Annotated in this window: 23 protein-coding genes; 9 read left to right on the forward strand and 14 right to left on the reverse strand. The window is 44.7% G+C overall.

Annotated features, from left to right (window positions below; genetic code table 11):
- Window positions 1-14: 14 nt before the first annotated feature.
- From AC27HD_RS13830 to AC27HD_RS13840, 3 genes are read right to left on the reverse strand one after another with little or no spacing between them, the layout of a single operon-like run.
- Window positions 15-905, reverse strand: coding sequence for a DMT family transporter (locus tag AC27HD_RS13830; RefSeq protein ID WP_487106568.1), 891 nt, complete (start codon window positions 903-905; stop codon window positions 15-17).
- Entirely contained in the window at window positions 896-1,441 is a 546-nt protein-coding gene (locus tag AC27HD_RS13835) for a methylated-DNA--[protein]-cysteine S-methyltransferase (RefSeq protein ID WP_487106570.1), read from the reverse strand. The genes AC27HD_RS13830 and AC27HD_RS13835 overlap by 10 nt, the downstream gene beginning before the upstream one ends.
- Window positions 1,438-3,012 (reverse strand): DNA-3-methyladenine glycosylase 2 family protein, encoded by a 1,575-nt coding sequence (locus AC27HD_RS13840; RefSeq protein ID WP_487106572.1) that lies wholly within the window; start codon window positions 3,010-3,012, stop codon window positions 1,438-1,440. The genes AC27HD_RS13835 and AC27HD_RS13840 overlap by 4 nt, the downstream gene beginning before the upstream one ends.
- A gap of 404 nt (window positions 3,013-3,416) precedes the next feature.
- On the opposite strand from AC27HD_RS13840, the gene AC27HD_RS13845 reads away from it, so the two are divergent.
- A complete protein-coding gene (locus tag AC27HD_RS13845; RefSeq protein WP_487106674.1) occupies window positions 3,417-4,535 on the forward strand; it encodes a serine hydrolase domain-containing protein in 1,119 nt (372 codons plus the stop codon).
- Between the two features lie 94 nt (window positions 4,536-4,629).
- On the opposite strand, the gene speA is transcribed toward AC27HD_RS13845, so the two are convergent.
- The 5 genes from speA to AC27HD_RS13870 all read right to left on the reverse strand — a co-directional run bounded on the left by speA (window position 4,630) and on the right by AC27HD_RS13870 (window position 10,157).
- Window positions 4,630-6,546 (reverse strand): biosynthetic arginine decarboxylase, encoded by a 1,917-nt coding sequence (gene speA, locus AC27HD_RS13850; RefSeq protein ID WP_269518214.1) that lies wholly within the window; start codon window positions 6,544-6,546, stop codon window positions 4,630-4,632.
- 125 nt (window positions 6,547-6,671) lie between these two features.
- Window positions 6,672-7,109, reverse strand: coding sequence for an arginine decarboxylase (locus AC27HD_RS13855; protein WP_487106575.1), 438 nt, complete (start codon window positions 7,107-7,109; stop codon window positions 6,672-6,674).
- 206 nt (window positions 7,110-7,315) lie between these two features.
- Window positions 7,316-8,704 carry an NAD(P)(+) transhydrogenase (Re/Si-specific) subunit beta gene (locus AC27HD_RS13860; protein WP_487106576.1) on the reverse strand — a complete coding sequence of 463 codons (1,389 nt, stop codon included), beginning with the start codon at window positions 8,702-8,704 and terminating at the stop codon, window positions 7,316-7,318.
- A gap of 11 nt (window positions 8,705-8,715) precedes the next feature.
- Window positions 8,716-8,997 carry an NAD(P) transhydrogenase subunit alpha part 2 gene (locus tag AC27HD_RS13865; protein WP_269518211.1) on the reverse strand — a complete coding sequence of 94 codons (282 nt, stop codon included), beginning with the start codon at window positions 8,995-8,997 and terminating at the stop codon, window positions 8,716-8,718.
- 2 nt (window positions 8,998-8,999) lie between these two features.
- Window positions 9,000-10,157, reverse strand: coding sequence for an NAD(P) transhydrogenase subunit alpha (locus AC27HD_RS13870; RefSeq protein WP_487106578.1), 1,158 nt, complete (start codon window positions 10,155-10,157; stop codon window positions 9,000-9,002).
- A gap of 636 nt (window positions 10,158-10,793) precedes the next feature.
- Here AC27HD_RS13870 and AC27HD_RS13875 point away from each other — a divergent pair.
- Window positions 10,794-10,967: a DUF6435 family protein gene (locus AC27HD_RS13875; RefSeq protein WP_269518209.1), complete on the forward strand. Its 174-nt coding sequence runs from the start codon at window positions 10,794-10,796 to the stop codon at window positions 10,965-10,967.
- Window positions 10,968-11,078: 111 nt separating this feature from the next.
- Window positions 11,079-11,792, forward strand: a complete 714-nt coding sequence (locus AC27HD_RS13880) for a hypothetical protein (RefSeq protein WP_487106581.1) — start codon at window positions 11,079-11,081, stop codon at window positions 11,790-11,792.
- A gap of 16 nt (window positions 11,793-11,808) precedes the next feature.
- On the opposite strand, the gene ppiC is transcribed toward AC27HD_RS13880, so the two are convergent.
- Both ppiC and AC27HD_RS13890 read right to left on the reverse strand, forming a co-directional pair.
- Window positions 11,809-12,090 carry a peptidylprolyl isomerase PpiC gene (gene ppiC / locus AC27HD_RS13885; RefSeq protein WP_487106583.1) on the reverse strand — a complete coding sequence of 94 codons (282 nt, stop codon included), beginning with the start codon at window positions 12,088-12,090 and terminating at the stop codon, window positions 11,809-11,811.
- A gap of 145 nt (window positions 12,091-12,235) precedes the next feature.
- Entirely contained in the window at window positions 12,236-13,168 is a 933-nt protein-coding gene (locus AC27HD_RS13890) for a LysR family transcriptional regulator (protein ID WP_487106584.1), read from the reverse strand.
- A 199-nt stretch (window positions 13,169-13,367) separates the two neighbouring features.
- Here AC27HD_RS13890 and AC27HD_RS13895 point away from each other — a divergent pair, with 199 nt between their 5' ends.
- The 3 genes from AC27HD_RS13895 (at window position 13,368) to AC27HD_RS13905 (ending at window position 16,560) form a co-directional block, all read left to right on the forward strand.
- On the forward strand, window positions 13,368-14,354 hold the full coding sequence (locus AC27HD_RS13895; protein WP_487106586.1) for a zinc-dependent alcohol dehydrogenase family protein: 987 nt from the start codon (window positions 13,368-13,370) through the stop codon (window positions 14,352-14,354).
- A gap of 151 nt (window positions 14,355-14,505) precedes the next feature.
- Window positions 14,506-15,399 carry a DUF4437 domain-containing protein gene (locus AC27HD_RS13900; protein ID WP_487106588.1) on the forward strand — a complete coding sequence of 298 codons (894 nt, stop codon included), beginning with the start codon at window positions 14,506-14,508 and terminating at the stop codon, window positions 15,397-15,399.
- Between the two features lie 171 nt (window positions 15,400-15,570).
- Window positions 15,571-16,560, forward strand: coding sequence for a DUF6624 domain-containing protein (locus AC27HD_RS13905; RefSeq protein WP_487106590.1), 990 nt, complete (start codon window positions 15,571-15,573; stop codon window positions 16,558-16,560).
- 95 nt (window positions 16,561-16,655) lie between these two features.
- Here AC27HD_RS13905 and AC27HD_RS13910 read toward each other — a convergent pair whose 3' ends face one another.
- The gene (locus tag AC27HD_RS13910; protein WP_487106592.1) at window positions 16,656-17,108 is read right to left on the reverse strand and encodes a Rossmann-fold NAD(P)-binding domain-containing protein; all 453 of its coding nucleotides are present in this window, start codon (window positions 17,106-17,108) and stop codon (window positions 16,656-16,658) included.
- 102 nt (window positions 17,109-17,210) lie between these two features.
- Here AC27HD_RS13910 and AC27HD_RS13915 point away from each other — a divergent pair, with 102 nt between their 5' ends.
- Window positions 17,211-19,031, forward strand: a complete 1,821-nt coding sequence (locus AC27HD_RS13915) for a DUF885 domain-containing protein (RefSeq protein WP_487106593.1) — start codon at window positions 17,211-17,213, stop codon at window positions 19,029-19,031.
- Between the two features lie 93 nt (window positions 19,032-19,124).
- On the opposite strand, the gene groL is transcribed toward AC27HD_RS13915, so the two are convergent.
- The 3 genes from groL to AC27HD_RS13930 all read right to left on the reverse strand — a co-directional run bounded on the left by groL (window position 19,125) and on the right by AC27HD_RS13930 (window position 21,929).
- Entirely contained in the window at window positions 19,125-20,765 is a 1,641-nt protein-coding gene (gene groL, locus AC27HD_RS13920) for a chaperonin GroEL (protein WP_487106595.1), read from the reverse strand.
- A gap of 40 nt (window positions 20,766-20,805) precedes the next feature.
- On the reverse strand, window positions 20,806-21,096 hold the full coding sequence (locus AC27HD_RS13925; protein WP_071980927.1) for a co-chaperone GroES: 291 nt from the start codon (window positions 21,094-21,096) through the stop codon (window positions 20,806-20,808).
- A gap of 275 nt (window positions 21,097-21,371) precedes the next feature.
- Complete coding sequence (locus AC27HD_RS13930) at window positions 21,372-21,929, reverse strand: FxsA family protein (protein ID WP_487106597.1); 558 nt, start codon at window positions 21,927-21,929, stop codon at window positions 21,372-21,374.
- A 493-nt stretch (window positions 21,930-22,422) separates the two neighbouring features.
- On the opposite strand from AC27HD_RS13930, the gene AC27HD_RS13935 reads away from it, so the two are divergent.
- Together AC27HD_RS13935 and AC27HD_RS13940 are read left to right on the forward strand one after the other, a co-directional pair.
- Window positions 22,423-24,258: a protein-disulfide reductase DsbD gene (locus AC27HD_RS13935; RefSeq protein WP_487106676.1), complete on the forward strand. Its 1,836-nt coding sequence runs from the start codon at window positions 22,423-22,425 to the stop codon at window positions 24,256-24,258.
- A complete protein-coding gene (locus tag AC27HD_RS13940) occupies window positions 24,191-25,294 on the forward strand; it encodes a M23 family metallopeptidase (RefSeq protein WP_487106599.1) in 1,104 nt (367 codons plus the stop codon). The genes AC27HD_RS13935 and AC27HD_RS13940 overlap by 68 nt, the downstream gene beginning before the upstream one ends.
- Window positions 25,295-25,498 lie beyond the last annotated feature (204 nt).

Raw genomic sequence — 25,498 nt, forward strand, 5'->3', positions numbered from 1 at the left:
GGGATGAAGCTAAATTAGGCCGATTCAAGCTTCGACTTTTTTCTACGCTTGGTTAACACACCCGTAGTGAGCGCTACGCCTAGCAATATCATGATACCGCCAACGATAGTTTGCACAGAAAGGTGTTCTTGCAGCAATAATACGCCCCAAATAATGCCAAATAACGGTACCAGATAGGCAACAGTAATCGCTTTTGCCGGCCCCACATCAGCAATCAGTTTAAAGTATAGGATGTACGCAATTCCTGTTCCACCGATAGCCAATGCCACCGCATTAATCCACGCATTATTACTTGGCATGGTAGCCGGCAGCGTAGCAAGGGCGAAGGGCGCTAACATAATGCTCGCAAAAGCCTGGCTGCCAGTCGCGACGGCAAGAGGCTTAACACCTTGCAGCCACTTTTTCATCATACTGGCAGCTATTCCGTAGCAAGTAGTAGCAAGCAGTGCGGTAAGAATGGGAAAGAAGCTCACCTCACCCTCACCGAGTTTTTGCTGACTGATAACAGCTACGCCAACAAACCCAACCAGTAAACCTACAATGGCACTTTTTGTGAGCTTATCTCCTAGCCACAGCCAGGCAACAATGGCGCCGAACATGGGCGCAGTTGCATTTAATATGGCATTCACCCCAGCCTCTAAGTGCAGGCTGCTGTAATTAAAAAGAACAAATGGAATAGCGGTATTCACTAAGCCAACCAAGGCGATGGCAAACCAATGATGCCTAATTTGCGATAACCCACCCTTTAGCACCAGTAGCGGCAATAACACCGCCGTAGCAAGCAGCGTTCGAACCGCCACCAGCACATAAATACCAAATTCGGGGGCCGCCACTCGCATGAAGATAAACGAGCCCCCCCAGATACCGGCTAACACCACCAGTGCGATTATATCTCTTAGTCCCATAGTCCGCCTTGGGCTCCCTCTAAATTGAGCAAAAACTGCTTTCGCGCTAAACCACCCGCATACCCTGTTAGCGTTTTATTGCTGCCAATAACTCGATGACACGGTACTACAATGGCAATGGGGTTTTTACCATTCGCAAGCCCTACCGCTCTTACTGCTTTAGGGTTACCAATGTGTTTTGCAATGTCTAAGTAACTTACGGTTTGTCCGTAAGGTATGCTTTGCAACGCTTTCCATACCGACGTTTGAAACTCTGTGCCTTTGACTTCTATAGGCAAATCGAATTCGTGACGCGTTTTTGCAAAATAGGCCGATAGCTGTGAACAAGCTTCTTCGGTAATGCCATTAGGTACGCCCTCCTTACCGCTATCTTTTGCGCTATCTTTAGCGCTGCCTTTTACACTGTCTTTTAAGCAACCTTCAGGCTCACTAAACGCAATGCGGGTAACGCCTATATTGCTTGCTGTCACCGTTACCACGCCTTGCTCTGTAAGTATTGATTGAGAAAAAACCTCTGATGCGGTGTCTGTATTCACTGGCTTAGATCCTTTTTGACTCTGTTGGCGCTTTGTTTTCTGTCTGGTTTCGATGCACAATTTTTATCCGGCTCAGGCGCGCCACCTGCTTGAGGAAGCTGGGAGAGCTGCCAGAGTTGCAGCGTAAGATAGCTTCGCCACGGCGCTGCATCACCTGCGCAAACGGGGTAACGCTTCGCCATTTTTTTCACAATAAGATCGCCTTCAAGATAAACATCGGGGTCTCGTTCGCCGCGCATCTTAATATAATCTACTGTCCACGGCCCAACACCTTTTACCGCCAGCATATCTTCATGGCTCGGGGAGCGACTTTGAGAGCGGCTTGGAAAATGGCTCTCAGAACAGCCATCTGAAGAACTCGGCGAAGCGACATCAGGTTGACTGCTAGAAAACAGCTGAGCAAAGCTTTTAATCGCATTTTTTCTGGCCTGGGGCATCCGCAAAAAAGATAGATCGCTACTCGCTACCGCAGATGCTGAAGGAAAACTATAGCGAAGCTCATCGTCGAAGACATCGCTTTTACCCAAATGATGCACTAGCAAAGTCAGCTGGCCAATAGCCGCTTTTACGCTAACTTGCTGACCCACAATAGCTCGGCAACCGGCCTCAAACACGCTCCATGCACTTGGCAGTCTTAACCCTTCTACAAGCTGCGTCTTTATTAATCCTGCATTGAGTAAGCCGCGCTCAATAAGCATAGGATCCGCCTTTAAATCTAACATGGCTTTTATGTTTTCAATTACCCGGTAAAGCGGCGATAAATCACTCAATGTTATTGCTACTTCAAACCCGCCTTTGCGAGCATTGTGTATGGCGCAAAAATGCCCTTTCACGCCGTCAAACTCAAACCAGCGCTGATAACTGCTCTCGGTCACTAGTTCCATTGCAGCAACCGCACGGCCAGCTAAAAAATCTCTCACATAAGGCCAATCGTAAGGAGGGCGATAGGAAAGAAATAGCCGGATATTTTGGCCTCTCTCTTGGCCTGGCTCTTGGCTAGCCTTTTTACTAGTGCGCCTAAGCCCTGATGGCGATGTTTTACAGTACTGCTGAACGACTCTTTGTAGCTGACGCTGAGATGAAAAGCCACAGCTTATCGCTACATCAAGCAGAGGCAAGGTGGTTTGCTGTATAAGTTGCTTAGCAAATAGCGCCTGCTGCATTGTTTGAAATTGTTTTGGCGACAAACCAATAGCGTCGGTAAGCAATTTATTGGCATAGCGCTCGCTTATGCCAAGGCGAGATGCAATATGACTAATTGGCTGGGCTGGTATTTCAGACAATAACGACAGTGCCCGCTGCACCGTAGTGTCTACCCCTTCCCAAGCGGGAGATTGAGGCGCACTGTCAGGCCGACACCGCAAACATGGCCTGAATCCATCAGACATGGCTTGAGCCGCAAAACTATAATAAGCCACATTTTCTTCTTTCGGCAGCTTTGCAGGGCAAATAGGCCGGCAGAAGATTCCTGTTGTTTTCACTGCAACAAAAAAGCGACCATCAAATCGCGCATCTCTGCTGCATCTGGCTGATGAATAGGCTTGTTGTTGAGCACTGTCTATTGACGACATTGAAACCTCTTACACATATCAGTCGCGTTAAGCTTGCGTTGGCTATATTGGCCTTGGTCATACGCTTTTGCTTCTTGGCTGTTTTTTAAAGCGCTTAACCACAGATACCTTGTTCACGTTTAAAATAAGTTTACGCGTAAAAATCGAAATTAAGGCGACAAAATCGGAACTCACTATTTTGTCATACTTTTTCTGCTCTGCGCGCTGGATTGCCTTTTTTACCGTTTCTCAGTGCTTATTAATATTTATCGGCACTCTTTACATACGTGCCGTTTTTTACGCGCATTTGATAAATGACCAACCTATCCGCATAATATCGCCACCTTGATAACAACTGCCTATCTCTTATTGCAGAGAAGCCGGCCTAATGAGCTAACTGTATGCCAACTATTTTGCGCATTTCGATGTCGCGCTTTTTTCTAATGTGTGCATTCCCGCTGCTAATGCTTTACTCGCACACATTGTCTGCTGACTGGCTTGATAACTATGCCAGCTATGTAAAAAAAGAGGCAGATAAATACAATGTACCAGGCTATGCATTTGTTTTTTATGAGCAGGGGAAAACGCCCCGAGTTTATGTGTACGGTAAAACGCGCAAACGGGGCGGCGAAAAGGTAACCAAAGACACCGTATTTCGTCTGGCATCCGTATCGAAGACTTTCACAGCACTGCTTAGCGCTAAATTGGTAGAGCGAAATCAGCTATCGTGGAACACGCCTATTAAAACCCTGCTTCCAGACATTCCTTTCAAGGGCAAGGGTATGGAGGCACTAGAACTTCAGCATATTATTGGGCAATCAAGCGGCTTTATGCCAAATGCCTACGACAATTTAATTGAAGCCGACTATTCATTAGAACGTGTACTAACCTCCCTAGGTGAGCTTGAGCCACTGTGTAAACCGGGAGACTGCTACACGTATCAAAACGCCTTATTTGGCGCGTTAGAGTACTACTTCAGCGGGCAAGACACGTCTTATTCTAGCCAAATTCAATCTTATCTTTTTTCTCCGCTGGGTATGACATCGTCAAGTGTTGGTAAAGGCGGGCTGCTAGCCTCAGAATCATGGGCACGCCCACACATCGCCATTGCCCGCAATAAATGGCACGAGGGTAAAGTAGAAAGCAATTACTACCGGTTTTCACCTGCCGCCGGGGTTAACGCCAGTATTTATGACATGACCATTTATTTGCAGGCATTGCTGGGAGAATTTCCCACCGTAATCTCTAAAGAAATGGTGGAATATGTCACCACAGAACGAGTACGCACTAAGCGCGAAACGTATCGTCGAGGCTGGCGAGGTATGATTAACGACGCCCACTATGGCTTGGGTTGGCGTGTTTACGACCTTGATGGCAAACAGCTAAATTATCACGGCGGTTGGGTAAAAGGTTATCGTGCAGACGTGGCTTTCATGCCTGAGAAAAAGGCCGGGTATGTCATGTTGATGAATGCAGAGTCGAACATGATTAACAGCGCTACCGCAGAGCTGTGGAAACGCTTTTTAAAACAAGCCGACGACTAAGCTCGCCGGCTTGCACTAACTCAATTGCTTATCACTGTGCTGGCTACTTTGTATCTTCATATCCAGAAGAAAAGCTAGCCAAGCGCAACGGTATCTACTTTGACTGTTTGAGGTATGTATAACCGTTTAGACATTTTTCGTAAAAGTCTGTCCAGCGTACGCCTTCTCTAGGCTTGAGTTTACCATCCCACACATGTTTATCGATTAAGCGTTTAACGTCAGATGCCATGGCACGAGGGTTATACTGCATAACGTTAAGCACATCTTCTACCGATGAGCCTTTAACGACTTCCTCGATATAAAAATCTTCTGGATCGTCGTCATAGCTGTAAATATGTACTTCGTTTAAGCGCCCAAATAGGTTGTGCATATCACCCATAACGTCTTGATAAGCCCCTGTTAAGAACAACCCTACATAGTAAGGTTCGCCCTGTTTTAACGGGTGCATCGGCAACACATCGGTAATCTCTCTGCCGATAGTAAACTGGTCAATTTTGCCATCGCTGTCGCAGGTAATATCTACCAAAGAGCAGTTTACCGTTGGCTCCTCATTCATGCGCGTTAATGGCACTACTGGCAACAGCTGATCGATTGCCCATGTGTCGGCAGCCGACTGGAACACAGAGAAGTTACACAGGTACTGCGACGACAAGCTATAATCAAGCTCTTGCAGTTCTTCCGGTACGTATTCTTCGTTGCGATACCAAGTTTGCAGCCTACCCATAATTTGCCAATACAACGTTTCTATTTTGGCAAGTTCCTCAAGAGGAATGACGCGAAGCTTGAAAGCATCAAGAGCTTGCTCTTTGTACTGCGAGGCATCGTTATATACCTCATGCATGTTTTCTTGCTCGTCAAAAGTGTCAGCGAGTTCTCTAATATTCTTTAAGAAAAAGTGCTCACCTTCTTTGGCTGACGTATCCATGGTGGCGGCATTAGATTTAATTTCGCCCACAATTTCAGTTATCACACAGCTGTGATGTGCCGTAATGGCGCGCCCGCTCTCACTCACCAGGTGAGGATGAGGTACGCCTTCTAGATCGCACATTTCTTTCATGCCGTACACAACGTCAGCAACATATTCTTGCATGCTGTAGTTACGCGACGATTCGTTGGTTGAATTACTGCCGTCGTAATCAATACCCAGGCCGCCGCCCACATCAACATAATCTAGCTCAAAGCCCATTTTATGAAGGTCGGCATAAATACGAGCGCCTTCAGTAACAGCTTCTTTCACCGCTCTGATATCGGTAAGCTGGCTACCAATATGAAAATGCAAAAGTTTGAGGCAGTGAGCCATGCCCTGCTCTTCTAAGTAGCGAGCAGCATTGATTATCTCGGTGATAGTAAGGCCAAACTTCGCTCTTTCGCCGCCTGAGCTTTCCCACTTTCCGCGACCTTTTACCGTCATTTTCGAGCGAACGCCGATAATAGGATCGATATCTAATTCTTTTGCTACTTTTACCAGCAGCAATAGCTCAGTGTATTTCTCTACAACCACGACTACGCGGCGGCCAAGCTTGCGCCCTAGTAGGGCTAAGCGCATAACTTCGTCGTCTTTGTAACCATTTAAAATGGTGAGCGACTCTTCGTTTGTGTTCATGGCTAGCACAGTTAAAAGCTCGGCTTTCGACCCGGCTTCTAGCCCGTAGTTGTAAGGTTTGCCAGCATCGACAATCTCTTCAACCACTTCGCGCATTTGGTTTACCTTTACTGGGTAAACGCCTTGATATTCGCCTTTGTATTCAGCTTCGGCAATCGATTTACGAAATGCCTTATTTAACCCTGCTACTTGCGAGCGCAAGATATCGTGAAAACGAACAACAACAGGGAACTGAACACCTTCTTTACGTATATCTTCAATAACTGAATTGAAGTCTATGCGTATACTCGGATTTTCGGGCACGGGCGTAATGTGAACGTTGCCATTTTCACCAACCTGAAAATAACCGCCACCCCATTGAGAGACGCCGTAGACGCGCTCTGCTTCCTCGATACTCCAATTAGACAATATGATCACCTTTTAAAAAGTGCGTTAGGGTTTACCTAACTTATGCGTGCAAAAATGAGTCGCGTATTATAGACAAAGCCATGAATGTTGCGACGTAAAATATCGATTGTTTCGACTAATTTAATTTATCGCGGCGTTGCTGTATCTATCCATGATGTTACGTATGCCATCACGCTTGGTTCAACTCTCTTGCCAGCGTCGCTTAAAAATGTGGTTACATCGTTAGTGCGACTAAAAGTACAAGGCTGATTTTTGAAAAACTTATCTGCGATGTGATTGGCATCAGTCGTATCATCTTCCAGCCACAATTCACTTAATTGGTTTCTGCGGTCGAGTTGAACAGGCTCTTTAATACGCCTTGAAATATCGGTATTTGGAATAGACCACGAGCGCATATCAACAAATAAATGGAAGGGTTTGCCTCTTCTGCTTTGTAATGCATCTGACAGTTCACCCAAGTAACTAATATTGGTTCCCATATCCCAATGCCCGCGAAGCGTCACTAAAATACAGTTCTGAAAAATTTCAATATCAAATGGGCGATGAGACGGGTTGTCACTCATTACAGGGTTAACGCTCAGTATTCTAAAAAGCTATTGATTCGATGTTAGAACGTATTGAAAGATTAAACAACCTTGCACTCGTTACATATTTTGTAGTTTTGGGTGATGCGATTAAGACGGCTTCTTGGGCATGAGTTTTGACTATATGTTGGGCCCGGCGAACTGGGTTATTGCCGGGCCCATTTTAGGCTTACCGATGAACGTGACTAGTCGTCACCAAATTCACGGATAATACTGTTGATGGTTTCTTTCGCATCACCTAGCACCATTCGCGTATTTTCTTTAAAGAAAAGAGGGTTATCCACCCCAGCAAAACCCGCATTGGCAGAGCGCTTTAATACAAATACTGTTTTGGCGCGGTATGCCTCAATAACCGGCATGCCATAAATAGGGCTACCTTTCATTTCTTTTGCGGCTGGATTAACTACATCATTGGCACCAATAACAATCACCACGTCATAATTTTCCATACGAGGATTTACGTCGTCCATTTCGTACAGCTGATCGTAAGGAACATCGGCTTCTGCTAACAGTACGTTCATGTGCCCAGGCATACGCCCTGCCACTGCATGAATACCGTAATCTACCGTACAGCCGTTATCTTCCAGTAAAGACTGCAACTCACGCACTGCGTGCTGTGCTTGCGCGACCGCCATGCCATACCCTGGCACAACGAGTACTGCTTGCGCTGCTTCTAACACGTAAAACGCATCTTGTGCGGCAAGTACCTTAATCTCGCCTTCAATTTTTTCGCCTGCCTCAACAGGTGTAGAAAACCCAGATAGCAGTACGTTCATTAGTGAGCGGTTCATGGCCTTACACATTATATTCGTAAGGATAAGCCCTGACGCGCCAACCAACAGGCCAGTAACAATAAGAATGGTGTTGCCGGTGGCCAAACCTGCAGCAGAGGCCGCTATGCCCGAGTAACTATTAAGCAAGGCAATAACCACGGGCATATCAGCACCACCAATAGAAATGGTGGCCAATAAACCAAAGCTAAGTGCAATTGCGATAGCGCAATACAGCCACACTGCGTTTGATGGTTCGGTAGTAAACAAATAGCCAACGGCTAACATGCCCACTAAATGAAGAATACTCAGCTCGCGAAGCCCGGTAAAAACAACCGCCTTTGAACTCATCTTCCCCGACAGTTTCCCCCACGCTACTACCGAGCCTGAAAAGGTCACTCCACCAACAAGTATGGTGAAAAATAAGGTTACAAAGGTAAACGCGCCGGCCGTTTCTAGCGCCGCCATGCCCATGCTCGATAACGTCGCCCAACCAAGTAACAGTGATGCTGCGCCACCAAAACCATTAAACAGCGACACCATCTCTGGCATTGAAGTCATTTCAACGGTTTTTGCCTTCCACGCACCGTAAGCGCCACCAATAACAAACCCTAGCAATATATAGTGGTAGCTGATGATCTGCTGATCGAGCAGAGTAACAACAACCGCTATAAACATACCAACAGCAGAAATAAAGTTACCTTTTTTCGCCGTATCTGGGTGACTCAATAATTTAAGACCAAGAATAAATAGTGCCGCAGCAACTACGTACGCAAGGTTAATCGTGGTTACAATATCATTCACCTGCGTACTCCTTACTTCGTTTTCTTTTTGAACATATTTAACATACGGTCGGTGACTAAATAGCCCCCCACCACGTTAATACTTGCCAGTGCCACCGCAATGGTACCCAACACGGTAGTTAACACGCTGTTGTCACTACCCGATGCCACTAAGGCGCCAACCAAGGTAATACCTGAAATAGCATTTGAACCTGACATTAAGGGCGTATGAAGCGTAGCAGGCACTTTTCGGATGAGTTCAAAACCAAGAAAACCTGCCAATAACACGATAAAAAGTAAGTATATGATTTCCACAATTAAGCTCCTTTGTATGCATTAAGCAGCATGTCGTTGGTAACGCTCCCCTGATGCGCAATAACGCAGCCAGCAAGAATATCGTCGTCCAAATCAAGATTAAACGTATTGGTTTCGGTGTCGAAGAACTCGTCCACAAGGTTATAAATATTGTTGGCGTACATGTCGGTGGCAGCTCGCGCGACAAACTGACTCCAGTAGCCGTCGCCAATAACATTAACGCCATTCACCTCAACGGTTTCTCCAGCGACTGAGCCTTCAACATTACCGCCAGAGGTGGCCGCCATATCCACCACAACACTGCCAGGCTTCATTAGCGCCAGCGTGTCTTTTGAAATAAGCACAGGAGGCTTTCGGCCAAACAGTTGCGCCGTTGTAATCACAATATCTGAATCGGCAATTGCATCGCGCTGAGCGTCTTGCTGCTTGGCTTTTTGTTCTTCGGTAAGCTCTTTGGCGTAACCGTCTTTAGTTTGGCCCGTTTCACCAATATCGATTTTAAGGAATTTTCCACCAAGAGACTCAACCTGCTCTGCAACCACTTCGCGAGTGTCGTAGGCAAGCACATTAGCGCCAAGGCGTTTTGCTGTGGCAATAGCCTGCAGGCCTGCCACGCCAGCGCCAATGATAAATACTTTAGCGGGTTTAATAGTGCCCGATGGCGTCATCATCATAGGTAAAATAGAAGGGAGCAAACTTGCAGCCTGCATCACCATTACATAGCCCGCTAAACTCGCTTGAGAGCTTAACGCATCCATTTTTTGAGCACGGGAAGAACGCGGGATCATTTCAACTGAAATAGCCGTAAGCTGCTTCTCAGCAATCGACTCAACAAGCGGTTGTTGAAAGAAAGGGTCAAGATGGCCAACCACAATGGCCCCTTTTTTCATCAACGCTAATTGCGATTCGCTCGGCTTGTTTACGGCCACCACCATATCTGCAGATGATACCGACTCATTCACGTCACTAATGATAGAAACACCCACACCCTCATATTCTTTATCAGAGTAGCCAGAAAGTAGTCCTGCTCCGGCCTCAAGGATAATAGAAGCCCCTTTCTTTATTAGGCGCTGTGCGCTAGATGGCGTAACCGCACACCGCTTTTCCACTTTATTTAGCGAGTCTGGCGTTTTAGATTCATTTAAAACAACAACTTTCATACGCTTCTCCTTATTCTTAGGCACTTTGAGAATGACACTCTTTGTTCTCATTGAAACCATTTTATTCATTTATGCTGATTATTTTTTGACTAAATTAAACGCCCGTTTAAATTTTATTTGCGTGATAGCACGGGAAAAAATCTGTTCAATTTTCACCCTACACCTTAGTAAACATACGCCCTGGCGATATTTATTACAAAAATTTTTAAGTTTAAATACATAACTATAATTTATATGAAACTCACTTATGTTTGTTTTCATTTGTCAGAATTGTAATTAGTAAAAGGAGATTTAAAGTATGAAGGTTGTTTTTTGCACAGCCGTAAAGGTACAAAAAACGAACAAGATTTAGCAGTGCACCGAAAATTCCAACTCGTTTATTAGGTAAAAAAGCGAGCCATTTTTTTATCATTTCTTCTTGTCATTCTTTTTTGCCATTTCTTTTTTCCCATCATGTGATCAGTTAGTAGAAAAAAAACGTTTACTCATTGCGCACAAAGCTTCATATGCGACTAAGCGCTTTATTAACTAAAAATATTACAACAAATACACCATCATCAGAGTACGCAGCCGGTATGCTTTTTTTCAGAAAATGTGTTTGTAAAACATCTACCGTGCAGCGTGGGGAGAAAAATAGTGTTTGGGCTTTTTAAATCGAATCCGTCAAAGAAAATGCGGAAAGAATACGACCAGCTTTTAGAGCGAGCCATGCTTGCGCAAAGAAAAGGCGATATTAAAACGTATTCTATGCTTACTGCAGAATCTGAAGAACTGTGGAAGAAAATAGAGGAAGTTGAAAAACAGCAGTAGTTTTTGGCCTCTGCCAATATTGTTTCAATTCAAGACTTCATATCGCATTGTAATGCGTATACCCGTAAACTAACGCTTGAGTGAGTTAATATAAATAAGGGCGTTGGTATTATGGCATTCCGTTTCTTTATAACGATGTTATACGGCATCGTTATCGCATCTTCTTTTTTTCATCATAGTGCCAAGGCCATTGAAGCTGGCCAATACTACTATTTTATTTCTGAAAAGTGCGAACCGAGAGGCCCACAAACGCCTGAAGAGCGGGGTGCAGTAACACCAGATGTGATGCTATTTGAAGTGGTACCTGCTGGTATTAGTGATTACTTCGTACACATGAATACCGAAGCGCTTGTGCATTACACCGAAGAAGGGCAAGAATACTTAACTCGACTAGAGGAAGAGCAGGCCTATACCGCCGGTGGTGACAATAGCGGTAGCGGCAACATTATTCATCATGATTTTATGCTGCAGCGAGAAACAATAAGCCTCAAAGATCTTATCGCGACACTGAATAGTTTTTCTCAGCAACAAACAGAGAAAGGATATTACTATCGCACTATTTTGGCACTAGGTGATGAAAGGGCGAGGTTTAAAGCCGTGACTCGAGTGCGTTTAACAGAAAGTGCCGCGACTAACCGAATGCTGCTGGCCGACTACTCTACTAGCTACTATCGTTTAGATAAGGCTGGGAAAGCCAGCGCTACCCCATTCATCAGTGTTGATCACAATGCTTTAATGCGGAAAAACATCCATCAATACAACAGCCCCTTTAACGCTTATACAGCAACTCACGTATGCGGCGAAAAATGGGAATCGGGAATCTAAAATGAAAGTCTGGAATTTAGTTATTCCGATACAGGGTTTTAATAATATGAAACCCAAAGCGAGTTTTTATAGGCCCGTGTAGCTTTAGCACTTCTTTTTTAAATACTACATCGTCAAACGCTTTCACCATTTGACCGCGACGAAACTCACCTAAATCGCCGCCTCGCTTACCCGATGGACACGTTGAATGTTTTTTGGCTAGCGTGCCGAAATTTTTGCCTTTTTTAAGCTGCTCTAAAATAGAGAGCGCCTCTTTTTCGGTTTTTACCAAAATGTGCACTGCGGCTGCTGTTGCCATATTACATTGCCCTTAATCTGAAATACGCAGTTTGAAATAGGACGGTTAGGATACACGTTTTTATTTTGTTATTCCTTTTTGGTTATTCCTTTTTGGTTATCCCTTTTGGCTTTTTGGTTGTGTTAGCTCGCTACACTATTTCGCTTTACGATTTCACTCTAGTATCTGCCTTAGAATCCCAAACCGATAAATCGCCTAACTTTTCTATTAAAAAATCGATAAACACCCGCACCTTTGCAGTAAGTACATTCGATCTTGGGTAAACAAGCCAGATTGCCGCGCTATCGCTAATGCGGTAATCGGGTAACACTCTCACTAAGCTTCCCTCAGATAGCTCAGTGTGCACATTCCACACCGAGCTCATGCATATTCCTACGCCCGCTTTTGCGGCGATACGCATGTTTGCGCCATCATCGCACACCACCCGCGGCCTTTCAGACGCCGCAGGAAACGAGAATGTATGCCCCGTTGCTTCGTTAACCAATACCCGTGGTTTAGCGTTGGCAAACATCACGATTTGGTGGTTTGCCAAATCGGCTTCAGTTCGCGGCAAACCATGTTTCTCAATGTACGAAGGAGAGGCGCACATGATTCTGGTATCGTCTGCCAGCCTTCTACCTATTAAGCTACTGTCTTCCACGGCATAGTTGCGCAGCGCTAAATCAAACCCACCCTCTATGAGGCTCGCTTGAGTATCTGATAGCTTTAATTCGAGGTTAATCCCAGGGTATCTGTCGAGGAATTCAGGCAATATAGGGCTGATAAACAGCTGTGCAAAGCTGCTAGATGATGCAAACCTTAGCGTGCCCTGCACCGTAGCTTTACCTCGTCCGAACGCCGCATGAGCGGCATCTTCTTGGGCCACAATTTCTTTTGCATAGGGGAGAAATTCCGCGCCCTCGATGGATAACACTACCTTGCGGGTAGAGCGGTGGAACAAGTCGGCCTTTAGCTGCATTTCCAACTTTGATAAGCGAGCACTGGCGACAGAAGGCGCGAGGCCTAGCCGCTTTCCTGCCTCGCTTATGTTTAACGTTTCTGCCGCTATCACAAATAAGCGAATGCCGTTGGTATCCATTTCCTGTTCCTCTGACTTATTAAGTTACTATTCTAACGATTATATTCAAAACCAGAATTCTCATTCCTTTTATACGTCATTTATTCCTAATATCAATACTATTAAGCTACACCCATCAACAACAGAGACAACACGTAGCGCAGACTCATCAATGCCTGCACAACGGGTTTCAGTGATAAGAATACACTAGGAGATGAAGATGAAAGCAATGATTGTAAATCAATACGGAAGCGTGGATGCCTTTGAAGCCGCTGACATTCCAAAGCCGTCTGTTAAAGCCGGTCATATTTTGGTGAAGATTGCAGCAACCAGTATCAACACCGTTGACACTATGATTCGTCAAATGGGTGCCGACTTGCCTTTATCACCTGCTGCGCCAGCACTGTTAGGAATGGACTTTGCGGGCACAATAGAAGAGATAGGCGAAGGCGTTACTGGCTATAACGTTGGTGATAAAGTGTATGGCTGCGCAGGCGGTTTAGCTGACCTTCCTGGTACGCTCGCTGAGTACATTGTTGCAGATGCTAATCTACTTGCCCTTAAACCTAAAAATATATCGATGAAAGAAGCTGCGGCACTGCCATTGGTTGGCATAACCGCCTATGAGGGATTACAGCGTGCCGGCATTAGTGCTGGCCAAAACGTGTTGGTACACGGTGGTTCAGGCGGTGTAGGCCATGTGGCACTTCAATTGGCAAAACACTATGGTGCAAATGTATTTTCTACCGGCGGCGGCGATACTCAACTATCGTTAATTGAAAGCTTAGGTGCTAGCCCTATCAATTACAAAACTGAGACTGTAGAAAGCTACGTACAAAAGCACACTGACGGCGCCGGATTCGATATCGTCTTCGACTCAGTAGGCGGCGCTAACATGACCAACTCGTTTGAAGCGGCTGCGCTAAATGGCCAAGTTGCTACCACAGTGGCCATGACAGAGCTTGACCTCACTACCGCGCATTTTAAAGGGCTATCGATACACGTGGTATTCATGCTTATCCCTATGCTTCATAACTATCGCCGCGAAGCCCATGCTCGCATTCTTAGCGATTTAAGCAAAATTGTTGAAGCAGGCGGCGTGAAGCCCGTTGTAGACGACTCGGCGTTTACCTTATCCGAAGTAGGTAAAGCCCATGCACTATTAGAAAGTGGCAAAGCGTTAGGCAAGGTTGTTGTTTCTGTTTAACCCACTGCTTTTAATAGCCTAAGGGCTTGATAACGAGCTTTATTAATGTTCGTTATTGATAAGTAGTACAACGCGTCAAACAATAGGGAGCTGCTAGTCAGCTCCTTTTGCAGTTTCAACTTTTAGCAGTTTTATTCAAACGGAGACATGTATGAACAATGCAATTCATCGAGCTAATCTTTTATTAACCAGCTTTTTATTAACCGGCCTTTTACTCGCTGGCTTTTTACTAACTACCATAGCGTCATTCAACGCAGCCGCAGAAAGCCATGATAGTACATCTTCAGTTGTATCGTCTGCAGAGCTTCAGTGGGGTTATTTAAATCCACTTCGCGGAGATAAAAGCCCAGCAGCAACAGATTTGTGGGGAGATAGAACCAAAAACCAAGCAACGGGTATGTTGGTTAAGTTTAAAGAAGGGTTTTCATCGCCACCGCATATTCACAACATCACTTACAGAGGTATTGTTATTGAAGGGCTTCTTCATAACGATACGCCGTCTGCAGAACACATGTGGTTGCCTAGCTTATCTTTCTGGACTCAGCCTGCCGGACACAATCACATTACTGCGGCAAACAGCAAAGCCAACCTTATTTATCTTGAAATAGATAACGGCCCCTATCTTGTTAAGCCACCAGAAGCTGAGTTTGACACTAACGAAAGACCGATAAACGTGCATGCGTCAAACCTCATTTGGCTAAATGAAAACGACTCAGAACTACTTAAGGGCGATGGCGTTGAAATAGCTCACCTTTGGCAGAAAAGTGACTTATCTGATATCAAAGCTGAGCTAAAAGGTTATTTGGTCAAATTTGCTAAAGGCAAAGAAGGTCACATTTTCACTACGGCGAAAGATTTTAAGAGCGTTATTATAAAAGGAAAGGCCAACTATGATTCAAAGAACACCGACACAGCGGTAATGCTTGAACCTGGCAGTTTCTTTAGCTCCAAAGGCTCTTTTTCGCACAACATCAGCGCCAATGAAGAAACGGTTTTATACATTAGAGCCAATGATACCGTGTCTATTGTGGCGCATTCTGACTAGCGAACACTTCCCGTTATAAGCCCGTGGATTGGCGTTGTATTGTGTAAAAATTTACAGACGTTAACTTAACTCTTTCGCGTAACATTGACGTAAGCGAAAGAGTTAACGTATCTTTTTAGTGTTCATTCTAAAACCACCACATCTCTAACAATAAAGCAGGGAACAGCTAATATGAGTCGCGTCATTATTTATCTACTATTTTTATGTTTTGCACTGCCAACGTGTGCTGAAGAAGGCTCTCTTGAATCGCTTCTGACGGGAAATGTGATGGTTGATGACGACCGTTTTTACGAAAAACATAGAAGTGAGGCGCACAGCTTACAAGCAGAGCTACATCAATACACCCTCGAATTTATTCGCGAAAATAGGCCTAGATACAAACAGCTTAAGGATGATGAAATTTCACTTCATGGGCTTCATCTACCGGACAGTGTACTTTACGAATTAAATGCTGCCGTCACAATACTTGCCGCTAGCAATTCTAAAGAAGAATTTGATGCAAGCACAGCTCGTGTTAAATACGCTTTTAAAACGCTAACTGATTCTGTCGTAAATCTTCCTGAGCAAATTATTGGTCTTAATGTAGAAGAAACAAAGCACGCTTTTGCAGTTTTGGCCGAAAGGGATCAGGAACTTGTGCTTGGCCTTGTTAATAAAAAATCTGAGAGGTACAGCTCTTTTTCTGAAGCAGAAAGTAAGTCCTTGAACTTCTTAATTCGAAAATTTATCAGTAACGAAACTTATAAACATGGAAACTATACGCTCAAATACTTAAAGGAACACGGCTGGCCAGATCCAGCAGTTTTTGGTGATGAGCCGAGCAGCACTGTTTTTTTAGTCTTTCAACATCTCGACAGTAACCTTAGTCTACAAAAAAAAATGCTTCCTATTGTAAAGAAGGCCGTTGATAACGATATGGCGAAAGGAAGTAACTATGCCTATCTTTACGATCGCATAAAGGTCAATAATGGAGAAAAGCAGCTTTATGGAACGCAGTTAAATGGCTGCGGGCTGCAGCCGTTGGAAGACCCAAAAGATGTAGATGAGAGACGATTAACGCTTAATATGGAAAGCATAGAATCATATCTGTCTCGGGTACCCAACTGTGCCGGTAAAGATATAAAAAGCGCATTACAAAAAGCAAACATAACAGCCACTTAAAATAAGATAAGGGCGTTGTAAAAATCACTGTTTATCCAAGTGGTTTTTACAACGTACGCCATTATTCTAAAAGGTATTGATAAGCGGCTTTATAACTACCCCGCAACAACAGACTGCAGCGCTTCCATCACTTTTTGGCAGTTTACTGCATTCAGTGCGAAATTGTGTGGTGAAGCAAATTGCTGTGAGTCGTTATCGAAATACTTGCCTGACGCCTGCTGAAAGTCATCAGATAAGGCTGCTTTACACAGTATTTGAGCACCAATACTCAGATCGTTATCCGCCACGCCGAAACCTTCTTTCACCATTTTAGACGCTAAAAGCGAACCTGGATTAACCGACACACTAACTTGCCCACGCTTAAGCGTTTTGGACACCTGCTCACTCCATATTGTTAACGCTAACTTACTTTGCGCATAAGCCTGAAAATCATCATGAAGATGTACAAGCCCTTTCATAGCATCAACTTGCACGGGTGCTTGTGCAGCAGAAGAGAGATTCACTATCCGGCCGTCTTCGCTTAATACTGGCAGTAGCAAACGACACATAAATATAGCAGCCTTTGCTAACCACCCCCATTAATCTGGTTTACTTTGTAGCGCAAATTCCGCTAACGTAGAGTGGGAACGAAAATGTGGACAATAAAAATAATGAAACGATTTTTTAAATGGATTGGTACAGGTTTACTGGTTGTTGTACTGCTTGGCGGCAGCTTCGCTGCTCACGAATGGTATGCAGATAAACCCTTTTACTTTAATAATTTTTTAAACAGAGAGATGGTAAAGGTAGCGTTTGATAGCCCTGAAACCTTAACGTCGTTAGGCTTTCTAGAGTCTGTGGGTATTAAAGGTCATAATTCAGAACTCGACGATGCCAGCCCCGAGAAAGGCGAAGCCCTTTTTGATAAGGCCCGAGGCATTAGGCAAGTTATCGTCGATTACGATAATGAAGACCTGAGTAAAGACGAGCTACTTTCTAAAAAAATCACTCTTTATTTGCTGGATTATTTAATTGGCAACGAGCCATTTCAATACCACACCTATCCTGTAAACCAATTATTTGGTGTGCAAAACGGCTTTCCAAGCTTCATGCAGGGTCAACATCAAATTAATGATGCAACCGATGTTGAAAATTACCTAAGTCGCTTAGGCGCGGTAGATGAAAAGTTTGCCCAAGTACTTGAAGGATTAAAACTGCGTGAGGAAAAAGGCATTATTCCTCCCCAATTTGTTATTACTCGTGTGCTCGATGAAATGAACGGCTTTGTTGCTTCGCCGCTTAACGAAAACATTTTGTATAGCTCGTTAAAAGAGAAAATGGCTGATGTAGAAACACTGTCGCAAGAACAGCAGGATGAGTTTTTGGCTAAAGCCGAAGCGCGCATTAACGATGATGTAAATCGCGCTTATCAGCTATTTATCGACTACTTCACAACACTACAGGCAAAGGCAGGTAACGACCACGGGTATTGGCACTTACCCGATGGCGATAAGGTATACGCCAACGCCCTTCGTTTTTTCACTACCACCGATATGACTGCAGATGAAATTCACAATATCGGCTTAAAAGAAGTTGCTCGAATTCAAGGCGAAATGCTGACAATTCTTGAAGGCGAAGGCTACGACGTAACGTTAGGGTTTACAAAAGCAATGGATGCCCTTGCAGCAGATCCTTCTCATTACTATGAAGACAGTGATGCTGGCCGTGAACAAATACTCAAAGACTATCAAACCATTCTTGATGAAATTGAAAAAGGTATGAGCGAGGTTTTCCGTATTCGTCCTGAAGCAGGTATGGAAGTAGTACGCATTCCCGAGTTTAAGGAAAAAACTGCACCTGGTGCGTATTATCAGCAGCCAGCCATAGACGGCTCAAGACCTGGGCGCTTCTTCGCTAATCTTTACGATATAAAGGCTACCCCTAAATACAGTATGCGAACGCTGGCCTACCACGAAGGTATTCCAGGCCATCATTTTCAAATAGCGCTAGCGATGGAAATGGAGGGCATGCCTTTTATTCGAAAAATGTCTCCATTCACTGCCTATACAGAAGGATGGGCGCTGTACTCAGAGTATTTAGCGTGGGAAATGGGCTTTCAAGACAATCCACTGGACAACCTTGGTCGACTTCAAGCGGAATTGTTCAGAGCGGTACGCTTAGTGGTAGACACTGGAATTCACCAAAAACGCTGGACCCGAGAAGAAGCCATCGACTACATGGCAAGTAACACAGGTATGGCACTCAGCGATGTTACCTCGGAAATTGAGCGCTATATTGTGATGCCAGGACAGGCAACTTCGTACAAGGTTGGCATGCTTAAGATTTTGGAACTGCGAGAGAAAGCGAAAACTGCCTTGGGCGATAAGTTCGACCTAAGAGACTTTCATGATGTGGTACTTAAAAATGGCGCGGTTCCTTTGGCGATCCTTGAGGAGTTAATTGACGCTTACATTGAAGAGAAGCAGGGGTAGAAAGCAAAGCCAAAACTGAAAGGCAAGACATAAAAAAGGCGCTAACTTCAAAGAAGTAGCGCCTTTTCTTTAAGCGTTAAGCTTAGGGGCAGATTACATCATGCCGCCCATTCCGCCCATGCCGCCCATATCAGGCATTGCAGGAGCTGCTTCATCTTTAGGTACTTCAGCAACCATGGCTTCAGTAGTGATCATAAGTGAAGCAATTGATGCTGCAAACTGCAGTGCAGAACGCGTTACTTTAGTTGGGTCAAGAATACCCATCTCTAGCATGTCGCCATACGTGTCGTTGCCAGCGTTGTAACCGTAGTTACCTTCGCCGCCTTTAACAGCGTTAACAACAACAGATGCTTCTGCACCAGCATTGCTCGCGATTTGACGTAGAGGCGATTCCATTGCACGTAGCGCAAGTTTAATACCTACAGTTTGGTCTTCGTTGTCACCAGTTAGGTCAGCAAGCTTAGCCGCTGCACGAACTAGAGCAACACCACCACCAGGCACTACGCCTTCTTCAACCGCTGCACGCGTTGCGTGTAGTGCATCTTCAACCCGGTCTTTCTTCTCTTTCATTTCTACTTCAGTTGCTGCACCAACTTTAATTACTGCAACACCGCCAGAAAGCTTAGCTAAACGCTCTTGAAGCTTTTCTTTGTCGTAGTCAGATGAAGAGTCTTCAATTTGACCTTTGATTTGTGCACAACGACCTTCAATCGCTTCTTCGTCGCCGTTACCATCAACAATAGTCGTGTTGTCTTTGTTGATAACTACGCGTTTCGCTGTACCTAGGTCTTCAAGCTGCACTTTTTCAAGGTCTAGACCAATCTCTTCAGAGATTACTGTACCGCCTGTAAGTACCGCGATGTCTTGAAGCATTGCTTTACGACGGTCGCCGAAACCAGGTGCTTTAACTGCAGCAACTTTCACGATACCGCGCATGTTGTTTACCACTAATGTTGCTAGCGCTTCGCCTTCAACATCTTCAGCCATAATAAGTAGTGGCTTACCAGCTTTCGCTACGCCTTCAAGCGTTGGAAGCAATTCACGGATGTTAGAAATTTTCTTATCTACTAACAAGATGAATGGGCTGTCTAGCTCAACAGTACCGTTTTCTTGGTTGTTGATAAAGTAAGGAGATAGGTAACCACGGTCGAACTGCATACCTTCAACAACGTCTAGTTCGTTTTGAAGTGCTTGACCTTCTTCTACAGTGATAACACCTTCTTTACCTACTTTTTCCATTGCTTGTGCAATGATGTCACCAACTTCAGAGTCAGAGTTTGCAGAGATAGTACCAACTTGTGCAATAGACTTGCTGTCTGCACAGTCTGTAGAAAGCGCTTTCAGCTCAGCAACCGCTGCGATAACAGCTTTATCGATACCGCGCTTAAGGTCCATTGGGTTCATACCCGCAGCAACAGACTTGTGGCCTTCAGTAACAATAGCTTGTGCAAGCACAGTAGCGGTAGTTGTACCGTCCCCCGCTTCATCGTTCGCTTTAGAGGCTACTTCTTTCACCATCTGAGCGCCCATGTTCTCAAACTTGTCTTCAAGTTCGATTTCTTTCGCTACAGATACACCATCTTTAGTGATGGTAGGTGCGCCGAAAGACTTGTCTAAAACAACGTTACGGCCTTTAGGACCAAGCGTTACTTTTACTGCGTTTGCTAGCGTGTTTACGCCTTTAAGCATTTTTGTGCGAGCGTCGTCACCAAAACGTACTTCTTTAGCTGCCATGATTCAATTCCTCTCTAATTCGGTTAAACGTTAGTCGTTATTACTCAACAATCGCTAGGATGTCGCTTTCGCTAAGGATTAGAACTTCTTCACCATCCAGCTTTTCTGTTTTAACGCCGTAACCGTCACTGAAAATAACGGTGTCGCCAACTTTTACGTCTAGCGCTTTAATTTCACCATTCTCAAGTATGCGACCATTACCCACAGCGATTACTTCACCGCGAGTTGATTTTTCTGCTGCAGAACCAGTCAGAACGATACCGCCTGCAGATTTACTTTCTTGCTCTGCGCGTTTAATTATTACGCGGTCGTGTAAAGGACGAATTGCCATTTTCAAGTCTCCTGAAAATTCCACTATTCAAATTAAAGAATATTCAACATTCACTGTTTTGAATGTTGATTGCCTGGAACGCTCATTGCTGAGCAGTTAAAATGTTATCTGCACGGATAAATGGGGCAGTACCCAAACAAGTTCAAGTGTTTTTCCGCAAAAAAATGTAAAAAAATTGATTTTTTTGCGAAATACACGTGTTTGGGGAGATTAGTTTGAGGATGAGACGGCTCAGCATCAAATTAAAATCTACTCGCTAGCGGTATCGAGTGAGTTTACTTCAAACGCTTGTCTTCGTCGTTTTGCGTATTGTCCGTGTATTCACCTTCAATCACATCGTCTTTCTTTTTAGCTGATGTATTAAATGGCGAATCAGTACTTCCAAAAGGATCGCTGCCAAATGGGCTTTGTTGCCCGTTTGTATTGAAGCCACCTGCACCTGGCCCAGCACCACCAGCTCCCGCACCGGGCATAACAACGCGCATTTTCATGTGCTTGCTCACCTGCGCAGCAAGTAAATGTCGTGTTCCGGGTAATACGAACATGAAACCCAATATGTCGGTGATAAACCCTGGGGTCACCAGTAAAACGCCAGCTACAACTAGCATTAACCCTTCAACAAGCTCTTTCCCCGGCATTTCGTTGCGCTGCATTTTTGCCTGCGCAGTTTGAAGGGTACTGATCCCCTCACGCTTCACAAAATAAGAGCCAATAAAAGCGGTGAGAATAACTATCCCTATTGTGTTCCAACCACCAATAATGCTGCCAACATTAACCAGTAAGGCGATTTCTAAAATAGGAAGTACGGCAAATAAAATGAATAAAACCCGCAAGGTGAGTCCTCTTTAAACAGTCTATTAAGTGTTATATGGGTGTTGAGCCCAAAAGCAATCAAAGGTTCGTTTACTTTCGGTTAAATACAGGTTCAATACGACCGATAACTAAAACATCACAACCTATTTCGGGCCGGGACAACCTCTGTTAAAAAGGCATGCAGCGGTCACGTAGATAGTCTTACCCTTATTTAAGGTGAAGTATATCTAACCCTATACCGTATTTTGGTATAGTTAAGCACCTTTTGTAAGGCAAGCGTGTATAAATGCCTATAAAAGTGCTCATTCAGTACTGGGCCCGTACCGAGAAAACACTGAGAAAACACCGAAAAAGTCCCGAGTCAGCTAATAATAACGCTGGCTTTACTGACAGTGGCTTAAAATAAGCAATTTAGAACTCACAATAGAAGTTGAAGTTATTAATATGATTAATGCCCTACTAAACCGAGTGTCGACATTATCTCTGCCCCGTCGAACGTTTGCCTTTACTGCAATGGTATTTTCAATCTTTCTTTTTTTAGTAAGCGCGTCATCAGCAACCGCTGCTGCGCAGGCACAATTCCCCAAAAGCTTAGACAACGCATTCTCACAAGAGCCTGAGTTTTTAGACGTTGAGCAGGCGTTTGCCTTCGACTTTAACCAGAAAGACAGCACGCTAACGCTAACATTTGCTATTGCAGATGGTTATTACCTGTATAAAAAGCAGTTTAAGTACGTCGCTAAAGACGCCGCAATAGGCGAAGCTAACTATCCAAAAGGGGTAATAATTGAAGATGAGTTTTACGGCAAGTCGGAAGTTTTTTATAACAGCGTTAGCATAACGCTCCCACTAGAAGAGGCCTCTTCTGATGGCGTGGTGAAAGTGCGTTATCAAGGCTGTGCCGATGCTGGGCTTTGCTATCCACCCACGATAAAAGTCGTTTATCTCAATGAAATCGTTAGTGGTGGGCAAGCATCTGTTCAAAATGGCGTTTTAGCACCAGAGAGTGAACAATTCTCCCTTGCCAATAAGTTAATTAATAAAGAAAACCTCCCTCTTACCCTGTTGTTATTCTTTATTTTGGGTATCGGCCTTGCGTTTACCCCTTGCGTATTCCCTATGTACCCCATTGTGTCAGGCATTGTTATTGGTCAAGGCAATACAAAAAGTCTCTCTCATTCTTTTTGGCTTACCTTTGTCTACGTACAAGGTATGGCAATTACCTACTCTCTACTTGGGCTGGTTGTGGCAGTAGCAGGGGCGCAATTTCAAGCGGCACTTCAGCACCCTATTGTGTTAGGTGTTTTCATTGCTTTATTTGCTACGTTAGCCGTCGCCCTATTTGGCGGTTTTGAAATACAACTTCCTGCAAAGTGGCAGGAAAAGCTTACCTCAGCAAGTAACAGCCAAACCCCAGGCAGCTTTTTAGGCGTATTTATTATGGGCGTGCTGTCAGGGCTAATTGCCTCGCCGTGCACCACTGCGCCACTTACCGGCATATTGCTATTTATCGCGCAAACCGGCGATATGACCCTTGGATTTATTTCCCTTTATTTACTGAGTATTGGTATGGGCATTCCGCTGATCATATTTGGCGTTACGGGTGGAAAACTGCTGCCAAAAGCGGGGAACTGGATGAACGTCGTGAAGGTAACATTCGGCTTCATGATGCTGGCCGTCGCCATAGTGTTTGTAGAGCGGTTGTGGAACAGCTTGTATTCAGACTTTTTGTGGGCAGCACTGGGCTTCGGTTTATTTGGTTACTATTGGAAGTTAAATCGCGCGACGCCTAACAGCAAAATGAAGCTATTGCGGGCCATGTTGGTAGCGGCAGGCGTTATGGGAAGTGCAGGCATTACTTATCAAACTGGTGAAAACGTTGGCCTTTGGGGCGAAAAAGTAACTCACCCTGAATTTATTAAGGCAAGAGATCTTACCGATTTACAGCAGAAGATAGCAAAGGCTAACGACAACGGCCAAACGGTAATGGTAGACCTTTACGCCGACTGGTGCGTGGCGTGTAAAGAGTTCGAGAAATACACCTTCCCAGATCAAAACGTGGTTAACGCGCTGAGCAATACCGTATGGATGCAGATGGACCTTACCGACAACACCCCCGAGCGTCAGGAAGTATTCGATAGGTTTGAAGTACTCGGTTTACCTACTATATTATTTTTTGATAAAAACGGTGAAGAGTTAAGGCAGTCACGGGTAACCGGGTTTATGAAAGCCGATGCCTTCGCAGCACACGTTAACAATGCGCTTGCCGACAGTGCTCTTGATGACAGTACCCTTGATGACAGAGCCCTTACTGACAGCGCCGCTGCCGATAATGTCCGCGACGAGTAGCATCATCACGCTGCGGCTTGGACAACACCAGTGGCAGAATAAGTGGCTACATAAAAAATCTGTGAGTGGTCGGTTACGAGCATTCTTTGCGTGGGCGTTGGGTGCTTGGGCTTTATTTATTTGGGCATCACCACTTCAGGCTTCAACAACACACGCTTTATCCACGCTCGTTGGATCAACACAGCCCTCATCAAACCCAATCGCCTCGGCAACGACATTACGGGCCACCAGCCTCTTAACCTCTGCTGTACAAGTCCCGTCAAATAGCCTGTCGAATCAAAGCCCGTCGAAGCAAAGCCTTTCAAAGAGTGTGCAACGAGAGGGTTGCTTTGATGAGCGCCGCTTTTGCTTTTTGTTAAGTGAAAAAGACGACACTAGCGGTAGCTATGTCATACGCGTTCAGCGTTTCATCGATTTACCCGTAGCCCTAACGCTGTATTCAACAGACCTCGGTTATAAAGCCCATGCCAACGCTTTTTTAGCTAATAACGACCCTATTATTTTAGGAGAGACCCAGTCACCATCTCGCTTTTGGTCCACCATGCGCGTGAAATGGACTGTAGGTAATATCGGTGCCGCTCATAATAGTGAGTATCCCTATGCGTCTCCGTTACAACCTCAACAAAGCTATCCTATTGTGCAGGGCGTTAACGGAAAATTTAGTCACTTTGGTGCGTCTAAATATGCTTTAGATTTTGGTGCTAGTGAAGGCACACCCGTGCTTGCTGCGCGAGGAGGTATTGTTATAGACACCAAGCGCAATGGGAGAAAAGGCGGACCTACTCCAGATTTCGCGAAACATGCAAATTACGTTGCCATTTTGCATGACGATGGAACCACCGGTGAATATTATCACCTCAAATATGAAGGTGTTGTGGTAAAACGAGAGCAACGAATTACCCAAGGGCAACTTATCGGTTACACCGGAAATACCGGCTTTTCGTCTCTTCCCCACCTGCATTTCGGTGTTTACGTGGCAAAATTTCACGGTCGCTATCAAAGCGTTCCGTTTTCACTACAGAACCCCCGACTTTAGCTTGCAGCTCATCAGGAAATCGCTGAAAGCCACGCATGGCAGGTGATACAACGCTTAAAAAAGCAACGTTTCATTAACAATAAAAACGCTCAAATCATGTTTATGTAGCGAAAACTTTGCGCCGAAAACACCTGATTAGACCAGTATTTTGCTGCTAAATCTTTCTCTATCTCTATAATCAACATATAAATTTAAAAACAGAAC

The organism is Alteromonas sp. 4NS20-0143, from assembly GCF_057542855.1.